A 25,567-nucleotide genomic window follows, 5' to 3' on the forward strand; every position below is an offset into this window, starting at 1 on the left:
GGACGGGCCGCCCGGCGCGGCGGACTCAGCCCTCCTCCGCCGTCTTTCGCGTGTGCAACTGCCGTGCCACCTCGGCGATCGAGCCCGACAGCGACGGGTACACGGTGAACGCGTTGGCGATCTGCTCGACGGTCAGACTGTTGTCGACGGCGAGCGAGATGGGGTGGATCAGCTCGCTCGCGCGCGGGGCGACGACCACACCGCCGACGACGATCCCCGTACCGGGCCGGGCGAATATCTTGACGAAGCCGTCCCTGACGCCCTGCATCTTGGCGCGCGCGTTCCGCAGCAGCGGCAGCTTGACGACCCGCGCGTCGATCCGGCCGCTGTCGACGTCCGCCTGGCTGTAGCCGACGGTCGCGATCTCCGGGTCGGTGAAGACGTTCGACGAGACGGTCTTGAGGTTGAGCGGTGCCACCGCGTCGCCGAGGAAGTGGTACATCGCGATCCGGCCCTGCATGGCCGCGACGGAGGCGAGCGCGAAGATCCCGGTGACATCGCCGGCGGCGTACACGCCCGGGGCGGAGGTGCGGGAGACCCGGTCGGTCCTGATGTGGCCGGACTCCTTGAGGACGACCCCGGCCTCCTCCAGGCCCATGCCCGCGGTGTTCGGTATCGCGCCGACCGCCATCAGACAGTGCGTACCGGAGATGATCCGGCCGTCGGACAGGGTGACCTCGACCCGGTCGCCGACCCGCTTGGCGGCCTCGGCGCGGGAGCGGGACATCACGTTCATGCCGCGGCGCCGGAAGACGTCCTCCAGTACGGCGGCGGCGTCCGGGTCCTCGCCGGGCAGCACCCGGTCGCGGGAGGAGACGAGGGTGACACGCGAGCCCAGGGCCTGGTAGGCGCCCGCGAACTCGGCACCCGTCACACCGGAGCCGACCACGATCAGTTCCGCGGGCAGCTCGTCCAGGTCGTACACCTGCGTCCAGTTGAGGATGCGCTCGCCGTCCGGCCGCGCGTCCGGGATCTCCCGGGGGTGCGCGCCCGTGGCGATCAGCACGGCGTCGGCGGTGAGCGACTCCTCGCTGCCGTCGGCCGCGGTCACGATCACCTGGCGCGAGCCGTCCACGGCCTGCCGCCCGTCGAGCCGGCCACGGCCGCGCATGACCCGTGCGCCCGCCCGGGTCACGGAGGCGGTGATGTCGTGGGACTGGGCGAGCGCGAGGCGCTTCACCCGCCGGTTGACCTTGCCGAGGTCGACGCCGACGACCCGGGCCGACCGCTCCAGCGGAGGCGTGTCGTCCGCGACGATGATGCCCAGCTCCTCGTACGAGGAGTCGAAGGTGGTCATCACCTCGGCCGTGGCGATGAGGGTCTTCGACGGCACACAGTCGGTGAGCACCGACGCCCCGCCGAGGCCGTCGCAGTCCACGACGGTCACCTCCGCGCCGAGCTGGGCTCCGACCAGGGCCGCCTCATAGCCGCCGGGTCCGCCACCGATGATCACGATCCGGGTCACGAAAAAATCCGCCTCGCGTTGTCAACCCGGCCCGTCTGCCACCCCGGCCGGGGTTCCGGGGGAGTCCCCCGGGGGATGCAGTACGTACTCCAGTGTCCCGTACGCTCACCCCAGCTTCGCCCCGGGGCCCTCCATCGGGAAACCCCCGGGCGCCATCCGGCACCCCCGGGCCGGTGGACCGTCGGCCACGCCCGTACCTCCCGTACCCTCAACCTCATGTCGCTCTACGCCGCGTACGCCGGCAACCTCGACGCGCGGCTGATGTCCCGCCGCGCCCCGCATTCCCCGCTGCGCGGCACCGGCTGGCTCAACGGCTGGCGGCTCACCTTCGGCGGCGAGCAGATGGGCTGGGAGGGCGCGCTGGTCACGGTGGTGGAGGCGCCGCGCTCGCAGGTCTTCGTCGCGCTGTACGACATCGCCCCGATGGACGAGGACTCCATGGACCGCTGGGAGGGTGTGGGGCTCGACATATACCGCCGGATGCGGATCCGCGTGCACACCCTGGACGGCGAGGAGCCGGCCTGGATGTACGTACTGAACGCGTACGAGGGCGGGCTGCCCTCCGCCCGCTATCTGGGCGAGCTGGCGGACGCGGCGGAATCGGCGGGAGCCCCGCACGACTATGTGATGGAACTGCGCAAACGCCCCTGCTGAGCCGGCGTCCGGAAGCAGTATGTATCCGGCCGGAAAGCGACGGACATACCGGCATGGAACGGGCACCCGGTCACTCGTACGGCCCCACCCGGTCACTTCATTTGTCGGAAACGACAGCACAACGATGTCAAGAGCATGTGGACATCATCTACGCGCGTAGGGAATGACCGGCTACCCTCATCCGCGTGAACGCATTTGTTATCCCGGCCAACGCCGACGGACCCGACCCCCTGGCCGCCGCAGACGCCGCCGCCGCGCGCCTGCGCGAGCTGACCGGCGCCGAGACCCATGACGTCGTCCTTGTGATGGGCTCCGGCTGGGCACCGGCCGTCGAAGCGCTCGGCGAGCCCGAGGCGGAGTTTCCCGTGACCGAGCTGCCGGGGTTCCCCCGCCCGCCGTGGCGGGCCACGGCGGGCTGATCCGCTCGTACAAGATCGCCGACAAGCGCGCCCTGGTCTTCCTCGGCCGCACGCACTTTTACGAGCGCCGCGATGTGGCGGCGGTGGCGCACGGGGTCCGTACCGCCGTCGCCGCCGGCTGCAAGACCGTCGTCCTGACCAACGGCTGCGGCGGGCTGCGCGAGGGCATGCGCCCGGGCCAGCCCGTACTGATCAGCGACCACATCAATCTGACGGCCGTCTCCCCGATCGTCGGGGCGAACTTCGTGGATCTGACGGACCTGTACTCGCCGCGGCTGCGCGCGCTGTGCAAGGAGATCGACCCGGAGCTGGAGGAGGGGGTGTACGTACAGTTCCCCGGGCCGCACTACGAGACGCCCGCCGAGATCAACATGGTCCGGGTGATGGGCGGCGATCTCGTCGGCATGTCCACGGTCCTGGAGGCCATCGCGGCGCGCGAGGCGGGCGCCGAGGTGCTGGGGATCTCACTGGTCACCAATCTGGCCGCGGGCCTGTCGGGCGAGCCCCTCAACCACGAGGAGGTCCTCCAGGCGGGCCGTGACTCGGCGACGCAGATGGGCGCGCTGCTGGCCCGGGTGCTCGAACGCGTCTGAGCGCCGCCCGGGCGGGGAAGGACACCAGGCCGGGACCGCCGACCGGTCCCCGGACCGCGTCAACCAGGCATTGAGCAACCGAAGCGGAGGGCAACCGCCTCCGCGAGAGCGGCGCCGGTTCAGGCGCAAGGAGGTTCCCCCTACCGTGCAGCAGCAGGACCCCATGGAGCAGGACGTCATCACCCGGGCCAGGGCCTGGCTGGCCGAGGACCCGGACAGCGAGACCCGCGAGGAACTCGCCCGGATCATCGAGGCCGGGGATCTGGACTCGCTCACCGAACGGTTCTCCGGCACCCTGCGCTTCGGCACGGCCGGGCTGCGCGGGGAGCTGGGCGCCGGGCCCATGCGGATGAACCGGGCCGTGGTCATCCGGGCGGCGGCCGGCCTGGCCGCGTATCTGACGGACCGCGGCGACGGCGGCGGGCTGGTCGTCATCGGCTACGACGCCCGCTACAAGTCGGAGGAGTTCGCGCGGGACACCGCCGCCGTGATGACCGGCGCGGGGCTGCGCGCGGCCGTCCTGCCCCGGGCACTGCCCACCCCCGTACTGGCCTTCGCCGTACGGCACCTGGGGGCCGTGGCCGGGGTGGAGGTCACCGCGAGCCACAACCCGCCCCGGGACAACGGCTACAAGGTCTATCTGGGCGGCGGCTCCCAGATCGTGCCGCCCGCGGACGGCGAGATCGCGGCCCGGATCGACGCGGTCGGTCCGCTCGCGTCCGTACCGCGTCCGGACGGCGGCTGGGAGATCCTCGGGGAAGAGGTCCTGACGGCGTATCTGGAACGTACGGACACGGTCCTGACGCCCGGCACGCCCCGTACCGCCCGGACCGTCCACACGGCGCTGCACGGCGTCGGTACGGAGACCCTGCTGGCCGCCTTCGCGCGCGCCGGCTTCCCCGCGCCGGTCCCGGTGCCGGAGCAGGCCGAGCCCGATCCGGCGTTCCCGACCGTCGCGTTCCCCAACCCCGAGGAGCCCGGCGCGATGGATCTGGCCTTCGCGACGGCCCGCCGCGTCCAGCCCGACCTGGTCATCGCCAACGACCCGGACGCGGACCGGTGCGCGGTGGCCGTGCCGGACGAGTCCGCCGACGGCGGCGCGGGCTGGCGGATGCTCAGCGGGGACGAGACCGGCGCGCTGCTCGCCGCGCATCTCGTCCACAAGGGCGCACGCGGCACCTTCGCCGAGTCGATCGTCTCGTCGTCGCTGCTCGGCCGGATCGCCGAGGCGGCGGAGCTGGGGTACGAGGAGACGCTGACCGGCTTCAAGTGGATCGCCCGGGTCGAGGGGCTGCGGTACGGGTACGAGGAGGCGCTCGGGTACTGCGTCGACCCCGAGGGCGTGAAGGACAAGGACGGGATCACGGCGGCACTGCTGGTGGCGGAGCTGGCGTCCGAACTGAAGGCGCAGGGCCGTACGCTGGCCGACCTCCTCGACGACCTGGCCGTGACGCACGGCCTGCACGCGACCGGCCAGCTCTCGGTCCGCGTCAAGGACCTGTCACTGATCGCGGACGCGATGCGGCGGCTGCGGGAGCGTCCGCCGGTGGAGCTGGCGGGCCTGTCCGTCGTCTCCACGGAGGATCTGGCGGAGGGCTCGGCGACCCTCCCGCCGACGGACGGCCTCCGCTACCGCCTGGCGGGCGCGTACCGAGCCCGCGTCATCGTCCGCCCGAGCGGCACGGAACCGAAGCTCAAGTGCTACTTGGAGGTGGTGATCCCGGTGGCGGACGCGACGGGGCTGGCGGGGGCGAAGGGGGAGGCGAGGGGGGTACTGGAGGCGCTGAAGAGGGACATGTCGGCGGCGGCGGGGATTTAGGGGGTTGCGGTGGCGTTGGGCGCCGGGTCCGTGCGGGGCGGGGTGACATTGGGCGCCGGGTCCGTGCGCGACCGGTCCGTCCTCAATCGCCGGACGGGCTTGAATGTGCCGGGCGGCACCGGGGTGTGCTGCGTGGTGGGTGCGGGTGCCGGGGCCTCCGGAGGTACATGTCCGGACTGCTATCCTCACCGCGCTTCGCGCGAGCTGCGACGCTTTACGTCCGGACACGCACCTCCTACGACCCCGACCCCCTCCCGCCGGCGGTCAGCTACCGCCCGGCGGTGGGTGAGGATGGATCCCCCGGGCCGTGCTTCGCCTGCGGGCCGCGCGACGGGCGTCCCGCCCCTGCCGGAGCGGAGATGGCACCCCGCCGGGCGGAACCCGACCCACCGGCGGGAGGGGGCGGGGTCGGAGGAGGTGCGTGGCCGGACACTAAAGCGTGATTTGTGGCGCCAGGACGCGTGATACTCCGTACGCCTCAGGGCGCCGTAAATCATGCCGTCCGGACATCCGCCTCCGGAGGCCCCGACACCCGCACCACCCACCACCCAAGCCCGTCCGGCGATTGAGGACGGAACCGGCACCCCCGACGCCGGGGGACCTGGCGGTGCCGCCCGGCACAACCAAGCCCGTCCGGCGATTGAGGACGAACCGGCATCCGGGCGGGCCCGGACAAGAACATGCGTACCGCCGTCTACGTCAGCAGCAGTACCACCAGCAGCACCAGCCCCGCCGCCGTCGGTGCCAGGACCTCGTACGCCCACCGCACCACCGGCTCGCCCTGCGCCCCAGCGCGGCCCGCCGCCTTGGCCGACAAGGCCCGCAGGTCCGCCATTGCCCTGTCCGCCACCGCCAGGTGGGCCGGGTCCACAACGCCCACCGAACCACGCGCCGCCGAGCCACGCGCCGCCGAGCCACCGCCCCGCCGCTCCGCCCGCTTGCGTGCCCGCAGTGACACCGGTACCGCCCAGAGCTGGAACTTGCCCGCCCCCTCCGTGAACACCTCGCACGAATACGTCGCGCGTATCTCCGTCACCGCCCGCCACGGCAGCACGATCGTCCGGAACGGGTTCCTGATCCGCAGCCGGTCCTCGCCCGCGAAAACCGCCGGCCGCAGGCTGAAGGCGGTGATGAGCGGTACGGAGAAGAGGAGCGCGGCGAGGGCCAGCCACGGGGTGCGGCCCGTACCCCGTACCAGCGCGTCGATGCCGAGCCAGGCGGCGACCGCCAGCAGCAGGACGCCCCCGAGGATCCCGCCGGCCGACCGGTAGACACGGTCACGGTAGGCCGGCGCGGGCGCACCCGAGGCCGGCGCGGAGGCAGGCTCGGGCGCCGCCGCGGGCACACGCGGCTCCGGCCGGGAGGACTTGTGCTCGGGACTCGTCATATGCCCGATTCTGCCGCACACGCCCCGCGGCCCTCGAAGCCGGTCGCACCCGGTCACAGCTCGGCCTCACAACGACCCGCCCCCTGTACAGGTCGCTACGCGCGTAGATATGCTCCTCTGGTGACCATGCCCACCATCACCCCCGCATTCGCCGACGTGGCCGCGTCCGACAGCGCGCTGCGCCGTTTCCTGCACGGGCTGCCCGGCGTCGACGCCGTCGGTCTGGAGGCGCGAGCCGCGTCGCTCGGGACGCGTTCGATCAAGACCACGGCCAAGGCGTACGCCATCGACCTGGCCATCTCCATGATCGACCTGACCACGCTCGAAGGCGCGGACACCCCCGGCAAGGTCCGCGCGCTCGCCGCCAAGGCGCAGCACCCCGACCCGACCGACCGTACGACCCCCGCCACCGCGGCCGTCTGTGTGTATCCGGACATGGCCCGGACCGCGGTCGCCGCGCTCGCCGGGTCCACGGTGAAGGTCGCCTCCGTCGCGACCGCCTTCCCGGCGGGCCGCGCCTCCCTCGCGGTGAAGCTCGCGGACACCCGGGACGCCGTCGCCGCGGGCGCGGACGAGATCGACATGGTCATCGACCGCGGCGCGTTCCTCGCGGGGCACTACCTCAAGGTGTACGAGGAGATCCGCGCGGTGAAGGAGGCCGCCGGGGCCGCCCGGCTCAAGGTCATCTTCGAGACCGGGGAGCTGTCCACGTACGACAACATCCGCCGCGCCTCCTGGCTCGGCATGCTCGCCGGCGCCGACTTCATCAAGACGTCGACGGGCAAGGTGGGGGTCAACGCCACCCCCGCCAACACCCTGCTGATGCTGGAGGCCGTACGGGACTTCCGCGCGCAGACCGGCGTCCAGGTCGGGGTGAAGCCCGCGGGCGGTATCCGTACCAGCAAGGACGCGGTGAAGTTCCTGGTGCTGGTCAACGAGACCGCGGGCGCGGACTGGCTGGACAGCCACTGGTTCCGCTTCGGCGCCTCCAGCCTGCTGAACGATCTGCTGATGCAGCGTCAGAAGCTCAGCACCGGCCGCTACTCCGGCCCCGACTATGTGACGGTGGACTGATCACCATGGCATCCCCATTCGAATACGCGCCCGCGCCCGAGTCGCGCGCCATCGTGGACATCGCCCCGGCGTACGGGCTGTTCATCGACGGCGAGTTCACCGAGGCGGCCGGCGGGAAGGTCTTCAAGACGGTCTCCCCGGCCACGGAGGAGGTGCTCTCCGAGGTCGCCCACGGCAGCGCCGAGGACATCGACCGGGCCGTCGGGGCCGCGCGCAAGGCGTTCGAGAAGTGGTCGGCGCTGCCGGGTGCCGAGCGGGCCAAGTACCTGTTCCGTATCGCCCGGATCATCCAGGAGCGCTCGCGTGAGCTGGCCGTCCTGGAGACCCTCGACAACGGCAAGCCGATCAGGGAGACCCGGGACACCGATCTCCCGCTGGTCGCCGCGCACTTCTTCTACTACGCGGGCTGGGCCGACAAGCTCGGCCATGCGGGGTTCGGGACGGCAGAAGGACAGAGCGGCGCGGTCCCCCGGCCGCTCGGCGTCGCGGGCCAGGTGATTCCCTGGAACTTCCCGCTGCTCATGCTGGCGTGGAAGATCGCCCCCGCGCTGGCCACCGGCAACACCGTGGTGCTGAAGCCCGCGGAGACGACCCCGCTCTCCGCGCTCTTCTTCGCGGACATCTGCCGTCAGGCCGGACTCCCCAGGGGAGTCGTCAACATCGTGACGGGCGACGGGAGCACGGGCGCGGCGCTGGTCTCGCACCCGGGCATCGACAAGGTGGCGTTCACCGGTTCCACCGCCGTCGGCAAGGCCATCGCGCGCCAGATCGCCGGTACGGACAAGAGGGTCACCCTCGAACTCGGCGGCAAGGGCGCGAATATCGTCTTCGACGACGCGCCGGTCGACCAGGCCGTCGAGGGCATCGTCACCGGCATCTTCTTCAACCAGGGCCAGGTGTGCTGCGCGGGCTCCCGGCTGCTCGTACAGGAGTCGGTGCACGACGAGGTGCTGGACTCGCTCAAGCGGCGGCTGTCCACGCTGCGGGTCGGCGATCCGCTGGACAAGAACACCGACCTGGGCGCGATCAACTCGGCCGAGCAGCTCGCCCGTATCACCGCGCTGGCGGAGACGGGCGAGGCGGAAGGGGCGGAGCGGTGGTCGCCGGAGTGCGAACTGCCGTCGTCCGGCTACTGGTTCGCGCCGACGCTCTTCACGAACGTCTCGCAGGCGCACACCATCGCGCGGGACGAGATCTTCGGTCCTGTGCTGTCGGTGCTGACGTTCCGTACGCCCGAGGAGGCCGTGGCCAAGGCGAACAACACGCAGTACGGCCTGTCGGCGGGGATCTGGACGGAGAAGGGCTCCCGGATCCTGGCGGTGGCGAGCCGACTCCGGGCGGGTGTCGTCTGGGCCAATACGTTCAACAAGTTCGACCCGACCTCGCCGTTCGGCGGCTACAAGGAGTCGGGGTACGGCCGCGAGGGCGGCCGCCACGGTCTGGAGGCGTACCTAGATGTCTGACGCGACGACACGGCTGAGCGTCTTCAAGACCTACAAGCTGTACGTCGGGGGCAAGTTCCCCCGCAGTGAGAGCGGCCGGGTGTACGAAGTGACCGACTCCAAGGGCGAATGGCTGGCCAACGCCCCGCTGTCCTCCCGCAAGGACGCCCGGGACGCGGTCGTCGCGGCGCGCAAGGCGTTCGGCGGCTGGTCGGGGGCGACGGCGTACAACAGGGGCCAGGTGCTGTACCGCGTCGCCGAGATGCTGGAGGGGCGCAGGGGCCAGTTCGTACGGGAAGTCGCGGACGCCGAGGGGCTGTCGAAGCAGAAGGCAGCGGCGGCGGTGGACGCGGCGGTGGACCGCTGGGTCTGGTACGCCGGGTGGACGGACAAGATCGCTCAGGTCGTGGGCGGGGCGAATCCGGTGGCGGGGCCGTTCTTCAACCTCTCCACGCCGGAGCCGACGGGTGTCGTGACGGTGCTGGCGCCGCGGGACTCGTCGTTCCTGGGCCTGGTCTCGGTGATCGCCCCGGTGATCGCCACGGGCAATACGGCGGTGGTCGTCGCGAGCGAGCGGTCCCCGCTTCCGGCGCTGTCGCTGGGCGAGGTGCTGGCGACGTCGGACCTGCCGGGCGGTGTGGTCAACGTCCTCTCGGGCCGTACGGCGGAGATCGCGGCCCCGCTCGCCGCGCACCAGGACGTGAACGGCATCGACCTGACGGGCGCGGACGAGGCCCTGGCGAAGGAACTGGAGATCGCGGCGGCGGACAACCTCAAACGAGTCCTCCGCCCCCGCCCCACCGACTGGACCGCGGACCCCGGCACCCACCGCCTCACGGCGTTCCTGGAGACCAAGACGGTCTGGCACCCCACCGGCGCCCTGGGCGCCTCGGGCTCGTCGTACTGAATCCTCGGACGTGCTGGACCCTTCCGGCGTACCGAACTTTCGGCGTACGGAACCGGCGTGCTGAACCTTCCGGCAGCGGGGCGCTCCGCCCCGCTGCCGGACCGTCAGCCCTGCGAGGGCAGCAGCGCGCCCAGAAGGGGGCCCACCACGGGGAAGCCCTGGAGGGAGCCCGTGCCCTTGGTCAGGGGAGCCGTCAGGGGTGCGGTGGAGACCGGTTTGAAGTCGGCCACCTGCGTGCCCACCGCGTTGTCCAGGGGGTCCACTCCCGTGCCGGACAGCGGGTTGAGGCGGAGCTTGGTGATCGGGGCCAGGGCGCCGGTCGTGGAGTGGGTGAGCGCGCCGGTGAGGGCCTGCGTCGAGGCCGTGCCCGCCGCCGCCAACTGGCTGTCGTTGTCCGGTGCCGACGACGCCTGCGCCGCCGCGCCGCCCAGACCGAGCGCCGCGCCCGCCGCGGTGACGGTCAGACCGGCGCGCAGCAGAGCGCGGCGCGTGGAGGGGGAAGCTGTGTGACGTGCCATGAGGTTTCCTGCCTGGCCGGGTGATCGGTCGACTGTTCCGTCACCGTAACGACACGCGGTGTCGTCGAGTTGCGGTACGCCACACCAACGGGCCGTACCCAGGGGGTTACGGGGAACCGTCCATGCCTCACACTGGTGTCCCGTGAGTTCCCCATCCCATCCCGCCCGGGTCGTGCTGCTCGCGGGTCCCTCCGGTTCCGGCAAGTCCTCCCTCGCCGCGCGTACCGGTCTGCCCGTGCTGCGCCTCGACGACTTCTACAAGGAGGGCGACGACCCGACGCTGCCACTGGTCCCGGACAGTGCGGACATCGACTGGGACTCCGCCCTCTCCTGGGACGCGGACGCCGCGGTCGCGGCGATCGAGGAGCTGTGCCGTACGGGCCGTACGCACGTGCCCGTCTACTCCATCGCCACCAGCGCCAGGACCGGCAGCGAGGCGCTCGACCTCGCGGACACCCCGCTGTTCCTCGCGGAGGGCATCTTCGCCGCTGACATCGTCGCGCGCTGCCGGGAGTTGGGCGTCCTGGCGGACGCGCTCTGTCTGCGCGGGCGGCCCTCGACGACCTTCCGGCGGCGGCTGCTGCGCGATCTGCGCGAGGGGCGGAAGTCGGTGCCGTTCCTGCTCCGGCGCGGCTGGCGGCTGATGCGCGCCGAACGCTCGATCGTCGGCCGTCAGACGGGACTGGGAGCGTACCCCTGCGGCCGTACGGAGGCGCTGACCCGTATCGCGGCGGCGGCAGCGGCGGATCCCGCCGGTTCACCCGCTCGTACGGCAAGCGGTAATTGAGCAACCACCACGGCGAGCGACCACGTCCGCGAGAGCGGGCGCGGTTCAGCGCGGCAAGGGCGGGACCGCACAGGGCCCCCCAGCCCCGTACGGTCCCGCCCCTTTCCGTGCTCCCCCGTGATCCCCCGTTGTCTCCGTACTCCCGCCGTCTCCCCCGAGACCGCGGGCCCCCACTTTCCCCCGTGCTCCCCCGTGTTTCCCCCTACCGCCCTCAGGCGACCAGTTCGCCGAAGGACTCCTCCTCGTCACGGCCGAAGCTGAGGACCTCGTCCTCGCGCAGCCGGCGGAGCGACCGCCAGATGCTCGACTTCACCGTGCCGACACTGATACCGAGAATGTCCGCGATCTCCGGGTCGGTGCGGCCCTCGTAGTAGCGCAGCACCAGCATCGTGCGCTGGAGTTCCGGCAGCCGGGCGAGCGCCTGCCAGAGCACCGCGCGCAGTTCCGTGCCGCGCATCGCGTCGGTGTCGCCCGCCGTCTCCGGCAGCTCCTCCGTCGGGTACTCGTTGAGCTTGCGCCTGCGCCAGGCGCTGATGTGCAGATTGGTCATGGTCCGGCGCAGATAGCCGCCGACCGCGGCCTTGTCGCTGATCCTGTCCCAGGCCCGGTACGTCGAGAAGAGGGCGCTCTGGAGCAGGTCCTCCGCCTCGAACCGGTCCCCGGTGAGGTGGTACGCGGTGGCGTACAGGGAGGCGCGGCGCTCCTGGACGTAGGCGGTGAACGCCGCTTCGGCGTCCGCCGTCCGCGCCGGGAGCGTCCGCTCCCCCGATGCCTCCCCGTACGTGGCGGCCGCCCCGGTCGCCCCCGCTCCCCCGTCGGCCGCCCGGTCCGCGTCGACCACCGTCATGTACGACGGCTTGTGCTGGCGCCCGGCGCCGCGAACGCACCCCCGCCCGTTCACGGCGCCGGACTTCTCAGCGCTCCATGTGACGTCATGAAGACGCGTGACCACCGCGTTCGAGGCCGTGCCGTGCAGTGCGTTCATCCCGCGCCCCCCGTCATGTGGAGTTGCTTGTTCGGCTGTCTTGTTTTCCCCTGTGCCGAAAAGCTTGCCGGGGCAGTTTCATGGCCCTGTCCGCCGACTGTCACAGGCCTGTCACAGGGGGCACCGGTGCTTGCGCGCACAGTGCGGAAGGGCAGTGGAAGGACGGCTGGTGGGCGGTGTTGGAACGCATGGGAGCGCTCCAACGGTCGAACTGCGGTCCCCCATGGGACACAATGAGCCCCGTGCCTTTCCTGTTGCTGATCGAGGACGACGACGCCATCCGCACGGCCCTCGAACTCTCGCTGTCGCGCCAGGGCCACCGGGTGGCCACCGCGGCGACGGGAGAGGACGGCCTGAAACTGCTGCGCGAGCAGCGGCCGGATCTGATCGTGCTGGATGTGATGCTGCCCGGGATCGACGGCTTCGAGGTGTGCCGGCGCATCAGGCGCACCGACCAGTTGCCGATCATCCTGCTGACCGCGCGCAGCGACGACATCGACGTGGTGGTCGGCCTGGAGTCCGGTGCCGACGACTATGTGGTGAAGCCGGTGCAGGGCCGGGTGCTGGACGCGCGGATCCGCGCGGTGCTGCGGCGCGGCGAGCGCGAGTCCACGGATTCGGCGACCTTCGGCGGTCTGGTGATCGACCGGTCCGCGATGACGGTCACCAAGAACGGCGAGGACCTCCAGCTCACCCCGACCGAGCTGCGGCTGCTGCTGGAGCTGAGCCGCCGCCCCGGCCAGGCGCTGTCCCGGCAGCAGCTTCTGCGGCTGGTGTGGGAGCACGACTATCTGGGCGACTCGCGTCTGGTGGACGCCTGTGTGCAGCGGCTGCGGGCGAAGGTGGAGGACGTACCGTCCTCGCCGACCCTGATCCGTACGGTACGGGGCGTGGGATACCGGCTGGACGCGCCTTCGTGAGTGCGGCACCCACGGTGGACGGGCCGGCCACCGGCCCGCGGCACGACGGAACGGCGGAGCCCGGCCCGGCGGCACGGGGCAGTGCCGCGAAGAAGGCGATCCTCGCGGGACTGCGCTGGACCAGTCTGCGGCTGCGGCTCGTGGTCGTCTTCGGCGCGGTGGCGCTGACCGCCGCGGTCTCCGCGTCCGGGATCGCGTACTGGCTCAACCGCGAGGCCGTGCTGACCCGTACGCAGGACTCGGCCCTCAACGACTTCCAGCAGAAGATGCAGAACCGCGCGGCCGAGCTGCCGCTGTGGCCGAGCCAGAGCGAGCTTCAGGGCACGGCGGAGCAGATGGCGGGCGGCAGCGCCGGGTACAGCGTGCTGCTGATAGGCGAGCGCGCCGAGGGCAAGCCGATAGCCGGCGCGTCCGACCCGGACACCTTCACCCTGGACGACGTGCCGGAGTCGCTCCAGCAGGCGGTCAACGGCGAGCAGAAGATCACTTCAGGCAACGCCTACCCGTACCACGTGTTCTGGCTGCGCACCGAGCGCGACGGCACGCCGTACCTGGTGGGCGGTACGCGGATCATCGGGGGCGGTCCGACCGGCTATCTCTTCAAGTCCCTGGACCAGGAGCGGGCGGATCTGAACTCGCTGGCCTGGTCGCTGGGCATCGCCACCGCCCTCGCGCTGGTCGGCTCGGCGCTGCTGGCGCAGGCCGCGGCCACGACCGTACTGAAGCCCGTGCAGCGCCTCGGCGAGGCGGCGCGGCAGCTCGGGGAGGGCAAGCTCGACACCCGGCTGCGCGTGTCGGGGACGGACGAACTGGCGGATCTGTCGCGCACGTTCAACAAGGCCGCCGAGTCGCTCCAGAAGAAGGTCGCTGACATGAGCGCGCGGGAGGAGTCGAGCCGCCGCTTCGTCGCGGACATGTCGCACGAGCTGCGGACGCCGCTGACCGCGCTGACCGCCGTGACCGAGGTCCTGGAGGACGAGGCGGACAGCCTCGACCCGATGATCGCGCCCGCCGTGACGCTGGTGGTGAGCGAGACCCGGCGGCTCAATGTCCTGGTGGAGAATCTGATGGAGGTCACCCGCTTTGACGCGGGTACGGCCCGGCTCGTACTGGACGATGTCGATGTCGCCGACCAGGTCACGGCCTGTGTCGACGCGCGGGCCTGGCTGGACGCGGTGGAGCTGGACGCCGAGCGCGGCATCCTGGCGCGGCTCGACCCCCGCCGGCTCGATGTGATCATGGCGAATCTGATCGGCAACGCCCTCAAGCACGGCGGTTCGCCGGTGCGGGTCTCGGTGCGTACGGAAAGCGGCTCCCTGGTGATCGAGGTACGCGACCACGGCCCGGGCATCCCCGAGGACGTCCTGCCGCATGTCTTCGACCGGTTCTACAAGGCGAGCGCCTCCCGGCCGCGATCGGACGGCAGCGGTCTGGGGCTGTCGATCGCGATGGAGAACGCGCACATCCACGGCGGTGACATCAGCGCGGCCAATGTGCCGGGCGGCGGCGCGGTGTTCGTGCTGCGGCTGCCGAAGGACGGCGCGAAGCCCGGTACGGAGACGGCGGCGCGGGACCACGACCGGGACGCCGGGGACGGGGCGGCGGAAGAGGAAGGCGGCGCGCGGTGACGCCCAGGAGCACCGTGACGTCGGGAAACACCGTCACGTCCGGAAGCACCGGCACCTCGGGAAGCACCGTGACGGCCGGGACGCGGGCGGCGCGGGGCGGTCCGGGCGGCGGCCGGGCGGCCGTCGCGCTGCGGCGCCTCACAGTGGTGGCCGCGCTGGCGGTCCTCGCCGCCGGGTGCGGGATCAGGACCACTTCGGTGCCGGTGGACGCCGGACCGGCACCCTCGCGGATGCCCTGCCAGGTCGCCGGTGAGAGCGTGATCACCCAGGCGCGCCCGGGCGTTCCGGTACGGATCTATCTGGCCTGCGCCTCCGGCCTCTCGTCGGTGGAGCGCGCCGCGCGGATCCCGCAGGGGAAGGCGGCCGACAACCGGGTGGAGATCGCTCAGGTCCTGCTCGACGAGCTTCAGGCGCAGCCCTCGAAGAGCGAGCGCGAGGCGGGCTTCACCACCTATGTACGGGGTCCGCTGATCCTCTCCGCCCCGCGCAAGGGCGATTCCGCGGACACACTGCGGCTGAGCCGCCAGCCCGAGGACCTGCCGGCGACGGCGCTGGCCCAGATCGTCTGCACCTTCGCGGAGAGCGAGGTCACGGACGGGACGGTGGTGCTGGGCGGGCCCGGCAACTATCCGGCGCGCGCCTACGGATGCGGCCAGGAGACGAAGAGCGACCCGGACACAGCGGTGCCGACGCTCGCGCCGGCGCCCTCGGAGTCCGGGGCGGGCACGGCGTCCGCCTCCGGTACGGCGACCGCTTCCGGGACCGCTTCCGCTTCCGGGCTGCGATCCGGCTCGGGGCCGGGCTCCGCTCCGTAACCGTACGTACGATTCGTACCGCCGCGCCCGGTGACCGTACGGTTCGTACGGCCGCCGGGGTGACTCCGGTCTCATGACGGGCGTCACGTGTGAGGGGCGGAACCGACTCCGCCGGTCGCCGCGTCCTTGGGGACGTGCGTCAAGGTCCGGGCGGCAGCGCCGTCATCCGCTTCCGTACGGCGGGGCTCGTACTCCTCCTCCTGCATCTGCTGCTGGTGGGGTGGCTGACGCTCCGCCCACTGGATGTCCCCTGGGTGCACGCGGCCAATCTGACGCCCCTGGCGGGCATCAAGGCGGATCTGGCGCTGGGCCCGGTGGCGGGCGCGCGGCGGATCGCCGAAGGACTGCTCCTGCTGGCGCCGCTCGGGGTGCTGCTGCCGATGGCGGGCGGCCGGATCGCGGTCTCCGGCTGGGCCTCGATGGCCCGTACGGTCACGGCGGGCGGGATGATCTCGCTGGGCATCGAACTGTTGCAGACGGGCGTCCCCGGCCGGGTGGTCGATGTGGACTCGCTGCTGCTCAACACGGCCGGGGTGGCGCTGGCGCATCTGCTGCTGGTGCCCGCGGGCCGGGCGCGGCTGCGGCGGCGGAGGCGTACCCGTACGGTACGGGGGACCGTCCGCCGCGGGGACGACACCGGGCCCCTCCACCGGGACGAGGGCCCTCAGGGCGCGACCCCGACGATTCCCAGGGTCGGCATCGCTCCGTAGAGCGACGCCCGGGGCGGGCCGCCCGCCGCACCATGGAGACAACGGGAGCACCACAAGGAGTCGCTCCCAATCAAGGTCTTCAAGGAGAGCCCACCATGGCCGCATTGATCCGCCCTCGTGACGGACGCATGATCGGCGGAGTGTGCGCGGCGCTGGCCCGGCGCTTCAACACCTCCGCGAACACGGTTCGTGCGATCTTCCTGATCTCGTGCCTGCTGCCCGGCCCGCAGTTCCTGCTCTATCTGGCGCTGTGGGCGCTGCTGCCGGGCGAGAAGACGGTGACGACCGCCTGGTAGGCGGTGCGCGGGGCTCGTACGCGGAGCTTCCGTACGCAGTCCACACGCACAAAGTCCGTACGCACACGTGGGGCGGGTACCCGGATCCGGGTACCCGCCCCACTGCTGTGGCCTGCGCCAGGGCCTCTCGTACGGCCCTGGGGCTCAGCCGCCGATCGGGATGCCGTTGACGGGAAGTCCGCCCTTGGCGAGGCCGTTGACCGGCAGTCCGCCGAGCAGGCCGTTGAGCGGGCTGGCGGTGCCGGCGGTGCTCGCCGAGCCGAAGACGATCGGCGCGACCTGCCGCAGGGTGCCGAGCGCCAGCTTGCTGCCCTGGACGACCTCGGGCGCGGGCGCGGGAAGCTGCTCGGCGGTCTGCTCCAGCGGCAGTTGCTCGGCGGCGGAGCCCACGGTGTCCAGCGCGGTGACCGTGCTCTTGGCGACGAGCGCGGCGGGCCCGGTGGGCGCGGCGGCCGAGGCGGTGCCCGCGGCGGCGGAGGCGAAGGCGGCGCCGAGGGCGGCGACACCGAGAGTCTTGACGGCGGACTGCTTCATCTGCGGTTTCGTCCTTGGGGAGGGGAGCGGGGGGTGACGGGGCGGGGAATGACGCGCAATGCGAGCGGCTCTGCAAATTAGCCAGTCACCCGTATCCCCCGCAAACACCGGCGGGCGCCCGGGATTCCGTGTTCCGGACCGCCCGCCGGAGTTCCCTTCACCACTCCCGCAGCAGATAACCGCTGGTCAGAGCCGCCTACTTGAACAGCCATTCGGACTTCAGCTCGGCATACCCGGGCTTGATCACGTCATTGATCATCGCGAGTCGTTCATCGAAAGGAATGAATGCTGATTTCATCGCATTGACGGTGAACCACTGCATGTCGTCGAGTGTGTAGCCGAAGGTGTCGACCAGCAGCTCGAATTCGCGGCTCATGCTCGTACTGCTCATCAGCCTGTTGTCGGTGTTGACCGTGGCGCGGAAATGCAGTCTGCGGAGCAGCCCGATGGGGTGCTCGCCGTACGAAGCGGCGGCGCCCGTCTGAAGGTTGGAGCTGGGGCACAGCTCCAGCGGGATGCGCTTGTCCCGTACGTACGCGGCGAGCCGGCCCAGCGTCACCGAGCCGTCCTCGGCGACCTCGATGTCGTCGATGATGCGCACACCGTGGCCGAGCCGGTCGGCGCCGCACCACTGGAGCGCCTGCCAGATCGAGGGCAGTCCGAAGGCCTCGCCGGCGTGAATGGTGAAGTGGTTGTTCTCGCGCTTCAGATACTCGAAGGCGTCGAGGTGGCGGGTGGGCGGATAGCCGGCCTCCGCGCCCGCGATGTCGAAGCCGACGACTCCCGAGTCCCGGTAGCGGTTGGCGAGTTCGGCGATCTCCAGGGCGCGGGCGGCGTGCCGCATCGCGGTGAGCAGGGCGCCGACCCTGATCCGGTGACCATGGGCGTGCGCGCGCCGCTCGCCTTCGCGGAAGCCCTCGTTGACGGCCTCGACGACCTCTTCGAGGGTGAGCCCGCCCTCCAGGTGCTGCTCGGGCGCGTACCGCACCTCCGCGTAGACGACCCCGTCCTCGGCGAGGTCCTCGGCGCACTCGGCGGCGACCCGGAACAGCGCGTCACGGGTCTGCATGACCGCGCAGGTGTGGGCGAAGGTCTCCAGATAGCGCTCCAGCGAGCCGGAGTCGGCGGCCTCGCGGAACCAGGTGCCGAGTTTGTCGGACTCATGCTCGGGCAGGCTGTCGTAGCCGGTCTCGCGGGCGAGATCGATGATCGTGCCGGGGCGCAGGCCGCCGTCCAGATGGTCGTGGAGGAGGACCTTGGGGGCGCGGCGGATCTGGTCGGCTGTTGGCGGACGGTAGGTCTGGCTCGTCATCTGCGCACTCTAACGCCTACGCGCGTAGATCATGGCCCGTCGATATGTAACAGTGATCCGGCGTACGGGTGGAGTACATCCGGACTTCTGAGACTGTTCTGCTATGGGACAGAAAGCGGTTCCCGGGCCGGGGGGACGTACGGCAGGCCGGGACGGTTCGGCACGCGCGCGTCGCGCGGAGCCCGGGGCGCGGCTGGGACGGGCGTTCACCGCACCTCCCACGGGGTCGGCGACGGGAGGCGTGGTCCTGATCCTTCCCTCCGGCGAGCCGGTCTCCCACCGCCGCCCGTCGCCCGTCGCGTTCGCCCGAGTGCTGCCGCTGGCACGGGCGTTGGCGCGGTCGGGCGCCGCGGAGGGAGTGGTGGTGCACGCGGTGCACTACGGAAGGCGCGGGTGGAACGGTACGGACGCGCAGCTCGCGGCGGACGCCGAGTGGGCGGCGGAGGAGATCGTACGGCGGTACGGCGACGTGCCGATATGCCTGGCCGGGCACGGCATGGGCGGCCGGGCCGCGCTGCACGCCGCCGGGCATTCGGCGGTCAACTCGGTGCTGGCGATGGCTCCTTGGCTGCCGGAGCGGGACCGGGCGGTCGAGCCGGAGCCGGTACGGCAGTTGGCGGGGCGGCATGTGCTGATCATGCACGGCACCAATGACCGGCGCAGCGACCCGGAGCTGTCCTACCGGCTGGCCGCGCGGGCCAAGAAGATCAACCGCGATGTCTGCCGTTTCGAGGTGCACTCCGACGGACACGCGCTGCGCCAGCACCACACCGAAGTCCTGGCGCTGGCACGGGACTTCGTCTTAGGCGCGCTGCTCTCGCGCGCGTACTCCCGCCCGGTCGCGGACGCGCTGGCGGCGCCGCCGCCGCTGGGTCTGCGGATGCCGCTGGCGGCGGGGTTCGCCCGGTCGATACGGAGGTGAACAACAGCCCGTCCGGACAGCCCGTCCGGCGGTCGAGGACGAACCCGCTGCCGGCCGGACCCGGCGTACCGCGAACTCAGTCCGGCAGCAACTGCCCCCGCCTCGACAGCAAGAAGCGTTTGAACGCCGCCACCGGAGGCGTGTCCGGGTGCCCGTCGAGCCACGCGACGCCGATCTCCCGTACCGCCCGCGGCGCCGTCACCGTCAGCTCGACCACCCCGGGCCGTGCCACCGCGGGCGGTGGCAGCAGCGCCACACCCAGCCCCGCCGCCACCAGGCCGCGCAGCGTCTCCGCCTCCTCGCCCTCGAAGGCCACCCGCGGCCGGAAGCCCGCCTCGGCGCAGAGCGCGTCGGTGATACGGCGCAGCCCGTAACCCGGTTCCAGGGTGACGAACGTCTCGTCCGCGGCCTCGGCCAGCCGGACGCGCCGCCGCCCGGCGAGCCGGTGGTCGTCGGGGACGACCAGCCGCAGCCGCTGTTCGTCGAGTCTGCGGGCGACCAGATCGGGGGCGTCGGGCACCGGCGAGGTCAGACAGAGGTCCAGCTCGCCGGCGCGCATCCGCTCCAGCATCGCCTCGCCGTAGTTCTGGACGAGCTGGAACCGTACGCGCGGATGGTCCGCCCGGAAGGCCCTGATCAGGCCCGGTACGGTCTCCGACCCCATGGTGTGCAGAAAGCCGAAGGCGACCTTGCCGGACGCCGGGTCGGCGTCGGCGCGTACGGACTCGGCCGCGCGCTCCACCTCCGCGAGGGCCCGTTCGACCGAGGCGAGGAAGGCGCGGCCGGCCGGGGTGAGGGAGACCGTACGGCCCTTGCGGGCGAACAGCGCGACATCCAGGTCCTGTTCGAGCCGGACCATCGCCCGGGAGAGCGTGGACTGCGGTACGGCCATGTCCTGGGCGGCCCGGGTCACATGCTCGTGCCGGGCCACTCCGGCGAAGTACGCGAGGCGCGGCGCGAGGACCGCCGACCAGGACTCGGGGTCCAGCCCGGCCGCGCCCCGCCCGTTCGGTGTCGCCGTGGTGTCTTCTGCGTCACTGCTCCATGACATGCGCCTGCTCGACCTCGGTTCATGCGCCATGGGAACGATTATCGCCAATCCATGCATTGGACGCATGAAGCCGCGGTGCTTACGTTCGAGACATGCCTTCCGTCAGTACCGGGGCGCCCACCACCGTGGGTGCCGCCACCGTCCCGTCCACGGCCACCGCCGCCTCTGATCCCGACTCCGGCGCCGCTGCTTCTTCTGCTTCTTCTTCTGCCTCGACTGGTTCTGCTGCCTCTTTCGACTCCTTCGCTTCGTCCTCCGCCCTGCGCCGGATGCGCCTCGCGCTCTTCGCCGCCGGGGTGGCGACCTTCGCCCTCCTCTACTCCACCCAGGCCCTGCTGCCCGCGCTCTCCGCCGGATTCGGCGTGACCGAGAGCCGGGCAAGCTGGACGGTGTCGGCGGCCACCGGCGCCCTCGCGCTGTTCGTACTGCCGCTGAGCGCGCTCTCCGAGCGGTTCGGGCGGCGGGCGCTGATGACCGGCTCGCTGGCGGTCGCCGTGGTGGTCGGGCTGCTGGTGCCGTTCGCGCCCGATCTGGGGTGGCTGGTGGCGCTGCGTGCCGTACAGGGCGCGGCGCTCGCCGGACTGCCCGCGTCGGCGATGGCGTATCTCGCCGAGGAGGTACGGCCGAAGGCGCTGGTCGCCGCGATCGGCCTGTTCGTGGCGGGCAACAGCGTCGGCGGGATGAGCGGCCGTATCGTCACCGGCTGGGTCGCCCAGCTCTGGGGCTGGCGGGCGGCGCTCGGCGCGGTCGGGCTGCTGGCGGTGGTGTGCGCGGTGATCTTCCGCGTCCTGCTGCCCAAGGCGCGGAACTTCACACCGCGTTCCGTGAGCCCGCGCTCGCTGGCACGGACCGTCGGCGGGCATCTCGCCGATCCGCTGCTGCGGCGGCTGTACGCGATCGGCGCGCTCTTCATGACGGTGTTCGGCGCGGTCTACACCGTGATCGGCTACCGGCTGGTGGAGGCCCCGTTCAGCCTTCCGCAGGGCATCGTCGGCTCGATCTTCCTGGTCTATCTGGTCGGTACGGCCTCCTCCGCGGCGGCCGGGCACCTGGTCGCGCGGCTGGGGCGGCGCGGCGCGCTCTATCTGGCCGTGGGGACGACGACGGCGGGTCTGCTGCTCTCGCTCGCGGACACCCTGGCCGCGGTGCTGCCCGGTCTGGTGCTGATCACGGCGGGCTTCTTCGCGGGCCACGCGGTCGCCTCGTCCGCGGTGAGCCGTACGGCCAAGACGGGCCGCGCGCAGGCCTCGGCGCTCTATCAGTCGGCGTACTACCTGGGCAGCAGCGCGGGCGGGACGCTGGGCGCGGTCGCGTTCCACGCGGGCGGCTGGGCGGCGACCGTGCTGCTGGGGCTGGCGGCGGTGCTCGGGGTCGTCTCCATCACGCTGTACGGGACGCGGTGCGCACGCCTGGAGCGGCGGCGCTTGTCGGCAGCCACAGCCACAGCCACTGCTGGTAGTTGACGCGGCTGACGCCGACGGACGCGCTGCTCGGTGCGATTGGCGCGAAACTCCTGTGCGCGTCATCCGATCCGCCGATCCGTGCAACTTCGCGTGCACTTCACCCGTCTACCACCCCGAACACGCCATACGAGTGACGTGTACCGAAGGGGGACGGGACGGATGGGACACATACGCCGGACCGGGGCCGTGGCGGCGGGCATCACCGCGCTGGTGGTCCCGCTGGCCGTGGCGCTGGGCGCCGCGCCCGCGCAGGCGGCTTCCTGTACGACGAGCAAGGGCCCGTACCAGAAGCAGGTCGAGAAGTTCCTCGGCCGGCCGGTGGACGGCAAGCAGTCCGCCGCCGACTGCAAGGCCACCCGCGCCTTCCAGTCGAAGCACGGCATCACGCCGACCATCGGCTACGCCGGACCGGTCACCTGGGGCGTGATGGATCTGATGAACAAGCAGAAGGCGGCGGGCAAGACCCCGAACAAGGCCGGCAAGTGCCCCGTCAACAAGGGCCGGATCGCCTGTGTCGATCTGACGCGCCAGCTCAGTTGGATCCAGGACGGCAAGAAGCTGGTGTACGGGCCGGTGCCGGTCCGTACCGGACGCAACGGCTACGAGACGCGCACCGGGCTGAAGAAGATCTACTGGCGGAACAAGAACCATGTGTCGTCGATCTACAACGTGCCGATGCCGTACAGCCAGTTCTTCGACGGCGGCCAGGCCTTCCACTCGGTCGCTGTGAGCGTGTGGAACCCGCCGGGCTCGCACGGCTGCGTGAACATGACGAAGACCGCCGCGACGAAGTACTGGTCGCTGCTGAGGAACGGCGACGACGTGTACGTGTACGGGCGCAAGCCGGGCACCTGATCGGGGCGCGGGGGCAGGGCGGAGCGGGCGCCCCGGCGGTTCCCGCGCGACGATGGCGCGTGCCGATGGGCCCGGGTTTGGGGTTTCCCCAGGTCCGGGCCCATTGTCAGTGGCGTGCGATAGCTTCCCAGAGACCGGTGCCAAGGGGGCACAAGGGGGCAACTGGGGTGACCTATGACTGATCGCACGACGGCCCGCACAACGGCCCGCACAACCGATCGCACGACTGATCACACAACGGATCGCACGGCGGACGGCACGAAGGGTGACACGGCGGACCGCACGACCGCCGACGACCTGGACGCACGGCTCGAAGAGCACCGCACCGAGCTGACCGGCTACTGCTACCGGATGCTGGGCTCGGCGTTCGAGGCCGAGGACGCGGTGCAGGACACCCTCGTGCGCGCCTGGCGGAGCTTCGGCACCTTCGAGGGCCGGGCGTCGCTGCGGTCCTGGCTCTACCGCATCGCGACCAATGTCTGTCTGGACATGCTCAGCGCGGGCAGCCGCAGGGCACGGCCCATGGATCTCTCCGACCCGACCCCGGTGGCGGAGGCGCGGCTCACCGCCCGCCCGGAGGCCACCTGGCTGGAGCCGGTGCCGGACGGGCGGGTGCTGCCCTCGGTGGCCGATCCGGCGGACACCGCGGTGTCGCGGGAGACGATCCGGCTCGCGTTCGTGGCCGCGCTCCAGCACCTGCCGCCGAAGCAGCGGGCGGTGCTGATCCTGCGGGAGGTGCTGGCCTGGAAGGCGAGCGAGGTCGCCGAGCTGCTCGGTACGACGGTCGCCTCGGTGAACAGCGCGCTCCAGCGGGCCCGGGCCACGCTCGCCGCCGCCGAGCCCGCCGAGACCGCCACGGCCGACCCCCTGGACGCCGAGCAGAAGGCGCTGCTGGAGCGCTATGTCACGGCCTTCGAGGGGTACGACATGGAGGCGCTGACCGCGCTGCTGCACGACGACGCGAAGTTCTCCATGCCCCCGTACGACCTGTGGCTCCAGGGCCACGAGGACATCGTCGGCTGGATGCTCGGGGTCGGCTCGGTCTGCCGCGGATCACGGCTCGTCCCGACGGCCGCCAACGGCACTCCGGCGTTCGCGCACTACCACCCGGCGGAGGACGCCGAGGGGCATACGCCCTGGGCGCTCCAGGTCATCGAGATAGAGGAAGGCCGGATCTCGGGGATCAACAACTTCCTGGAGACGGAGCGCTGGTTCCCGCTGTTCGATCTGCCGACGAGGCTGGAGCCGCCGAAGCCGGAGGAGCCGTGAGTCACAGGTGCTTGTCCACGGTGCTCCCCGGTGGCTGCTGGGTCAGGCTCCGCAGGCCCACCAGGTCCAGCAGCAGCCGCAGTTCGCGGCCGGCGCCGCGCAGCCGGACGCGGCAGCCGTGGCGGCGGGCGGTGAGATGGAGTCTGGCCAGGGCGTCGACGGCCGTCAGGTCCGGCGGGCCGAGCCCGCCGACGTCACAGATCACCTCGGCCGCGCCCGTACCGTGCAGACGAGCCGTCAGCTCCTCGCACAGGCGCGGCACATCGGCCGGGGTGAGGCGGCCCGTGATGACGAGAACGATCGGTTCTGTGGCGTCCACACTCCAACAGACCGCCGCCGTGACCGGAACTCATCGAAGACGGCCGCCCCCTGCCCCGGACTCAGTCCACCGGGTAGGCGATCCGTTCCAGGACCACCGGGCCTGCCTTGTACGAGGTGCCGGGCGCCGCGATGTCGTACGCGCCGTCCAGTGCCTCCAGCGCGTAGTCGAACTTCTCGGGCGTGTCCGTATGCAGTGTCAGCAGCGGTTCGCCCGCGGTGACCTGGTCGCCCGGCTTGGCGTGCAGTTCCACGCCCGCGCCGGCCTGGACGGGGTCCTCCTTGCGGGCGCGGCCCGCGCCGAGACGCCAGGCGGCGACTCCGACCCCGTACGCGTCGAGGCGGGTGAGGACGCCCGACGAGGGCGCGGTGACGACGTGCCGCTCGCGGGCGACGGGCAGCGCCGCGTTCGGGTCGCCGCCCTGGGCCGCGATCATCCGGCGCCAGACGTCCATCGCCGAGCCGTCGGCCAGCGCCTTCGCCGGGTCGGCGTCCTTGAGACCGGCCGCGTCGAGCATCTCGCGGGCGAGCGCGAGGGTCAGCTCGACGACATCGGCCGGGCCGCCGCCCGCGAGCACCTCGACGGACTCCCGTACCTCCAGGGCGTTGCCCGCGGTGAGGCCGAGCGGGGTGGACATGTCGGTGAGCAGCGCGACGGTCCGTACGCCGTGGTCGGTGCCGAGGCCCACCATCGTGGCGGCGAGTTCCCGGGCGTCCTCGGCGGTCTTCATGAAGGCGCCGGTGCCGACCTTGACGTCCAGGACCAGCGATCCCGTGCCCTCGGCGATCTTCTTGGACATGATCGAGGAGGCGATCAGCGGGATGGCCTCGACGGTGCCGGTGACATCGCGCAGCGCGTACAGCTTCTTGTCGGCGGGGGCCAGTCCGTCGCCGGCCGCGCAGATGACCGCGCCGGCGCTCTCCAGGACCTCCAGCATCTCGGCGTTGGAGAGCAGCGCCCGCCAGCCGGGGATGGACTCCAGCTTGTCGAGGGTGCCGCCGGTGTGGCCGAGGCCGCGGCCGCTGAGCTGCGGTACGGCGGCGCCGCAGGCGGCCACCAGCGGGGCGAGCGGCAGCGTGATCTTGTCGCCGACGCCGCCGGTGGAGTGCTTGTCGGCGGTGGGGCGGGACAGCGCGGAGAAGTCCATGCGCTCGCCGGAGGCGATCATGGCGGCGGTCCAGCGGGCGATCTCCGTACGGTTCATGCCGTTGAGCAGGATCGCCATGGCCAGCGCCGACATCTGCTCGTCGGCGACCTCGCCCCGCGTATAGGCGTCGATCACCCAGTCGATCTGCTCGGGGCTCAGCTCGCCCCGGTCCCGCTTGGTGCGGATGACGGAGATGACGTCCATGGCGTTCCTTTCGTACACGGGTGGTACACGTCGTATGGGGTGATACCCGGCCGGTGCGGCGGCCTGCCAGGG

Annotated in this window: 24 protein-coding genes and 1 pseudogene; 16 read left to right on the forward strand and 9 right to left on the reverse strand. The window is 71.7% G+C overall.

The window, feature by feature from the left end:
- Positions 1-25 precede the first annotated feature (25 nt).
- A complete protein-coding gene (locus tag KQY30_RS13025) occupies positions 26-1,465 on the reverse strand; it encodes an NAD(P)H-quinone dehydrogenase (RefSeq protein ID WP_217306973.1) in 1,440 nt (479 codons plus the stop codon).
- A gap of 216 nt (positions 1,466-1,681) precedes the next feature.
- On the opposite strand from KQY30_RS13025, the gene KQY30_RS13030 reads away from it, so the two are divergent.
- From KQY30_RS13030 to KQY30_RS13040, 3 genes and pseudogenes are all read left to right on the forward strand, one after another.
- Complete coding sequence (locus KQY30_RS13030; protein WP_046503703.1) at positions 1,682-2,119, forward strand: gamma-glutamylcyclotransferase; 438 nt, start codon at positions 1,682-1,684, stop codon at positions 2,117-2,119.
- 200 nt (positions 2,120-2,319) lie between these two features.
- Positions 2,320-3,131, forward strand: a pseudogene (locus KQY30_RS13035) (purine-nucleoside phosphorylase).
- Between the two features lie 163 nt (positions 3,132-3,294).
- Positions 3,295-4,950 (forward strand): phospho-sugar mutase, encoded by a 1,656-nt coding sequence (locus tag KQY30_RS13040; RefSeq protein ID WP_217311020.1) that lies wholly within the window; start codon positions 3,295-3,297, stop codon positions 4,948-4,950.
- Between the two features lie 694 nt (positions 4,951-5,644).
- Here the strand turns inward: KQY30_RS13040 and KQY30_RS13045 are convergent.
- Positions 5,645-6,337 (reverse strand): PH domain-containing protein, encoded by a 693-nt coding sequence (locus tag KQY30_RS13045; RefSeq protein ID WP_217306974.1) that lies wholly within the window; start codon positions 6,335-6,337, stop codon positions 5,645-5,647.
- A 126-nt stretch (positions 6,338-6,463) separates the two neighbouring features.
- Here KQY30_RS13045 and deoC point away from each other — a divergent pair, with 126 nt between their 5' ends.
- The 3 genes from deoC to KQY30_RS13060 are packed head-to-tail and all read left to right on the forward strand — an operon-like array spanning position 6,464 to position 9,760.
- Positions 6,464-7,411: a deoxyribose-phosphate aldolase gene (gene deoC, locus KQY30_RS13050; RefSeq protein ID WP_217311021.1), complete on the forward strand. Its 948-nt coding sequence runs from the start codon at positions 6,464-6,466 to the stop codon at positions 7,409-7,411.
- A 5-nt stretch (positions 7,412-7,416) separates the two neighbouring features.
- Positions 7,417-8,874 (forward strand): aldehyde dehydrogenase family protein, encoded by a 1,458-nt coding sequence (locus KQY30_RS13055; protein WP_217306975.1) that lies wholly within the window; start codon positions 7,417-7,419, stop codon positions 8,872-8,874.
- A complete protein-coding gene (locus tag KQY30_RS13060; RefSeq protein ID WP_217306976.1) occupies positions 8,867-9,760 on the forward strand; it encodes an aldehyde dehydrogenase family protein in 894 nt (297 codons plus the stop codon). Before KQY30_RS13055 ends, KQY30_RS13060 begins: the two co-directional genes overlap by 8 nt.
- Before the next feature lie 104 nt (positions 9,761-9,864).
- Here KQY30_RS13060 and KQY30_RS13065 read toward each other — a convergent pair whose 3' ends face one another.
- Complete coding sequence (locus KQY30_RS13065; RefSeq protein ID WP_217306977.1) at positions 9,865-10,278, reverse strand: hypothetical protein; 414 nt, start codon at positions 10,276-10,278, stop codon at positions 9,865-9,867.
- A gap of 142 nt (positions 10,279-10,420) precedes the next feature.
- Here KQY30_RS13065 and KQY30_RS13070 point away from each other — a divergent pair, with 142 nt between their 5' ends.
- Positions 10,421-11,065: a uridine kinase gene (locus tag KQY30_RS13070; RefSeq protein ID WP_254407105.1), complete on the forward strand. Its 645-nt coding sequence runs from the start codon at positions 10,421-10,423 to the stop codon at positions 11,063-11,065.
- 211 nt (positions 11,066-11,276) lie between these two features.
- Here the strand turns inward: KQY30_RS13070 and KQY30_RS13075 are convergent, their stop codons facing one another.
- Positions 11,277-12,050: a SigE family RNA polymerase sigma factor gene (locus KQY30_RS13075; RefSeq protein WP_217306979.1), complete on the reverse strand. Its 774-nt coding sequence runs from the start codon at positions 12,048-12,050 to the stop codon at positions 11,277-11,279.
- Positions 12,051-12,292: 242 nt separating this feature from the next.
- On the opposite strand from KQY30_RS13075, the gene afsQ1 reads away from it, so the two are divergent.
- The 5 genes from afsQ1 to KQY30_RS13100 all read left to right on the forward strand — a co-directional run bounded on the left by afsQ1 (position 12,293) and on the right by KQY30_RS13100 (position 16,419).
- Positions 12,293-12,970 (forward strand): two-component system response regulator AfsQ1, encoded by a 678-nt coding sequence (afsQ1, locus tag KQY30_RS13080; protein ID WP_079124961.1) that lies wholly within the window; start codon positions 12,293-12,295, stop codon positions 12,968-12,970.
- A 98-nt stretch (positions 12,971-13,068) separates the two neighbouring features.
- Positions 13,069-14,598 (forward strand): HAMP domain-containing sensor histidine kinase, encoded by a 1,530-nt coding sequence (locus tag KQY30_RS13085; RefSeq protein ID WP_254407583.1) that lies wholly within the window; start codon positions 13,069-13,071, stop codon positions 14,596-14,598.
- Between the two features lie 14 nt (positions 14,599-14,612).
- A complete protein-coding gene (locus KQY30_RS13090) occupies positions 14,613-15,413 on the forward strand; it encodes a hypothetical protein (RefSeq protein ID WP_217306980.1) in 801 nt (266 codons plus the stop codon).
- A 134-nt stretch (positions 15,414-15,547) separates the two neighbouring features.
- Positions 15,548-16,123, forward strand: a complete 576-nt coding sequence (locus KQY30_RS13095) for a VanZ family protein (protein WP_217306981.1) — start codon at positions 15,548-15,550, stop codon at positions 16,121-16,123.
- A gap of 95 nt (positions 16,124-16,218) precedes the next feature.
- Entirely contained in the window at positions 16,219-16,419 is a 201-nt protein-coding gene (locus KQY30_RS13100; protein WP_217306982.1) for a PspC domain-containing protein, read from the forward strand.
- A gap of 144 nt (positions 16,420-16,563) precedes the next feature.
- Here KQY30_RS13100 and KQY30_RS13105 read toward each other — a convergent pair whose 3' ends face one another.
- Both KQY30_RS13105 and KQY30_RS13110 read right to left on the reverse strand, forming a co-directional pair.
- Positions 16,564-16,953: an ATP-binding protein gene (locus KQY30_RS13105; RefSeq protein ID WP_217306983.1), complete on the reverse strand. Its 390-nt coding sequence runs from the start codon at positions 16,951-16,953 to the stop codon at positions 16,564-16,566.
- 196 nt (positions 16,954-17,149) lie between these two features.
- Positions 17,150-18,265, reverse strand: coding sequence for an adenosine deaminase (locus KQY30_RS13110; protein WP_046505695.1), 1,116 nt, complete (start codon positions 18,263-18,265; stop codon positions 17,150-17,152).
- Between the two features lie 193 nt (positions 18,266-18,458).
- Between KQY30_RS13110 and KQY30_RS13115 the strand changes: the two genes are divergently transcribed.
- Positions 18,459-19,187, forward strand: a complete 729-nt coding sequence (locus tag KQY30_RS13115; protein ID WP_217311023.1) for an alpha/beta hydrolase — start codon at positions 18,459-18,461, stop codon at positions 19,185-19,187.
- Positions 19,188-19,263: 76 nt separating this feature from the next.
- Here KQY30_RS13115 and KQY30_RS13120 read toward each other — a convergent pair whose 3' ends face one another.
- A complete protein-coding gene (locus KQY30_RS13120; protein ID WP_217306984.1) occupies positions 19,264-20,268 on the reverse strand; it encodes a LysR family transcriptional regulator in 1,005 nt (334 codons plus the stop codon).
- 62 nt (positions 20,269-20,330) lie between these two features.
- Here KQY30_RS13120 and KQY30_RS13125 point away from each other — a divergent pair, with 62 nt between their 5' ends.
- The 3 genes from KQY30_RS13125 (at position 20,331) to KQY30_RS13135 (ending at position 23,825) form a co-directional block, all read left to right on the forward strand.
- Entirely contained in the window at positions 20,331-21,701 is a 1,371-nt protein-coding gene (locus KQY30_RS13125; protein WP_217306985.1) for an MFS transporter, read from the forward strand.
- Positions 21,702-21,860: 159 nt separating this feature from the next.
- Positions 21,861-22,556, forward strand: a complete 696-nt coding sequence (locus tag KQY30_RS13130; protein WP_217306986.1) for a L,D-transpeptidase — start codon at positions 21,861-21,863, stop codon at positions 22,554-22,556.
- A 174-nt stretch (positions 22,557-22,730) separates the two neighbouring features.
- On the forward strand, positions 22,731-23,825 hold the full coding sequence (locus KQY30_RS13135) for a sigma-70 family RNA polymerase sigma factor (RefSeq protein WP_217306987.1): 1,095 nt from the start codon (positions 22,731-22,733) through the stop codon (positions 23,823-23,825).
- A gap of 1 nt (position 23,826) precedes the next feature.
- Here KQY30_RS13135 and KQY30_RS13140 read toward each other — a convergent pair whose 3' ends face one another.
- A complete protein-coding gene (locus KQY30_RS13140) occupies positions 23,827-24,144 on the reverse strand; it encodes an STAS domain-containing protein (RefSeq protein ID WP_217306988.1) in 318 nt (105 codons plus the stop codon).
- A gap of 61 nt (positions 24,145-24,205) precedes the next feature.
- Positions 24,206-25,495 (reverse strand): thymidine phosphorylase, encoded by a 1,290-nt coding sequence (locus KQY30_RS13145; protein ID WP_217306989.1) that lies wholly within the window; start codon positions 25,493-25,495, stop codon positions 24,206-24,208.
- Between the last annotated feature and the right edge of the window lie 72 nt (positions 25,496-25,567).

Source organism: Streptomyces sp. GMY02 (genome assembly GCF_019056675.1).
GTDB lineage: Bacteria > Actinomycetota > Actinomycetes > Streptomycetales > Streptomycetaceae > Streptomyces > Streptomyces odonnellii.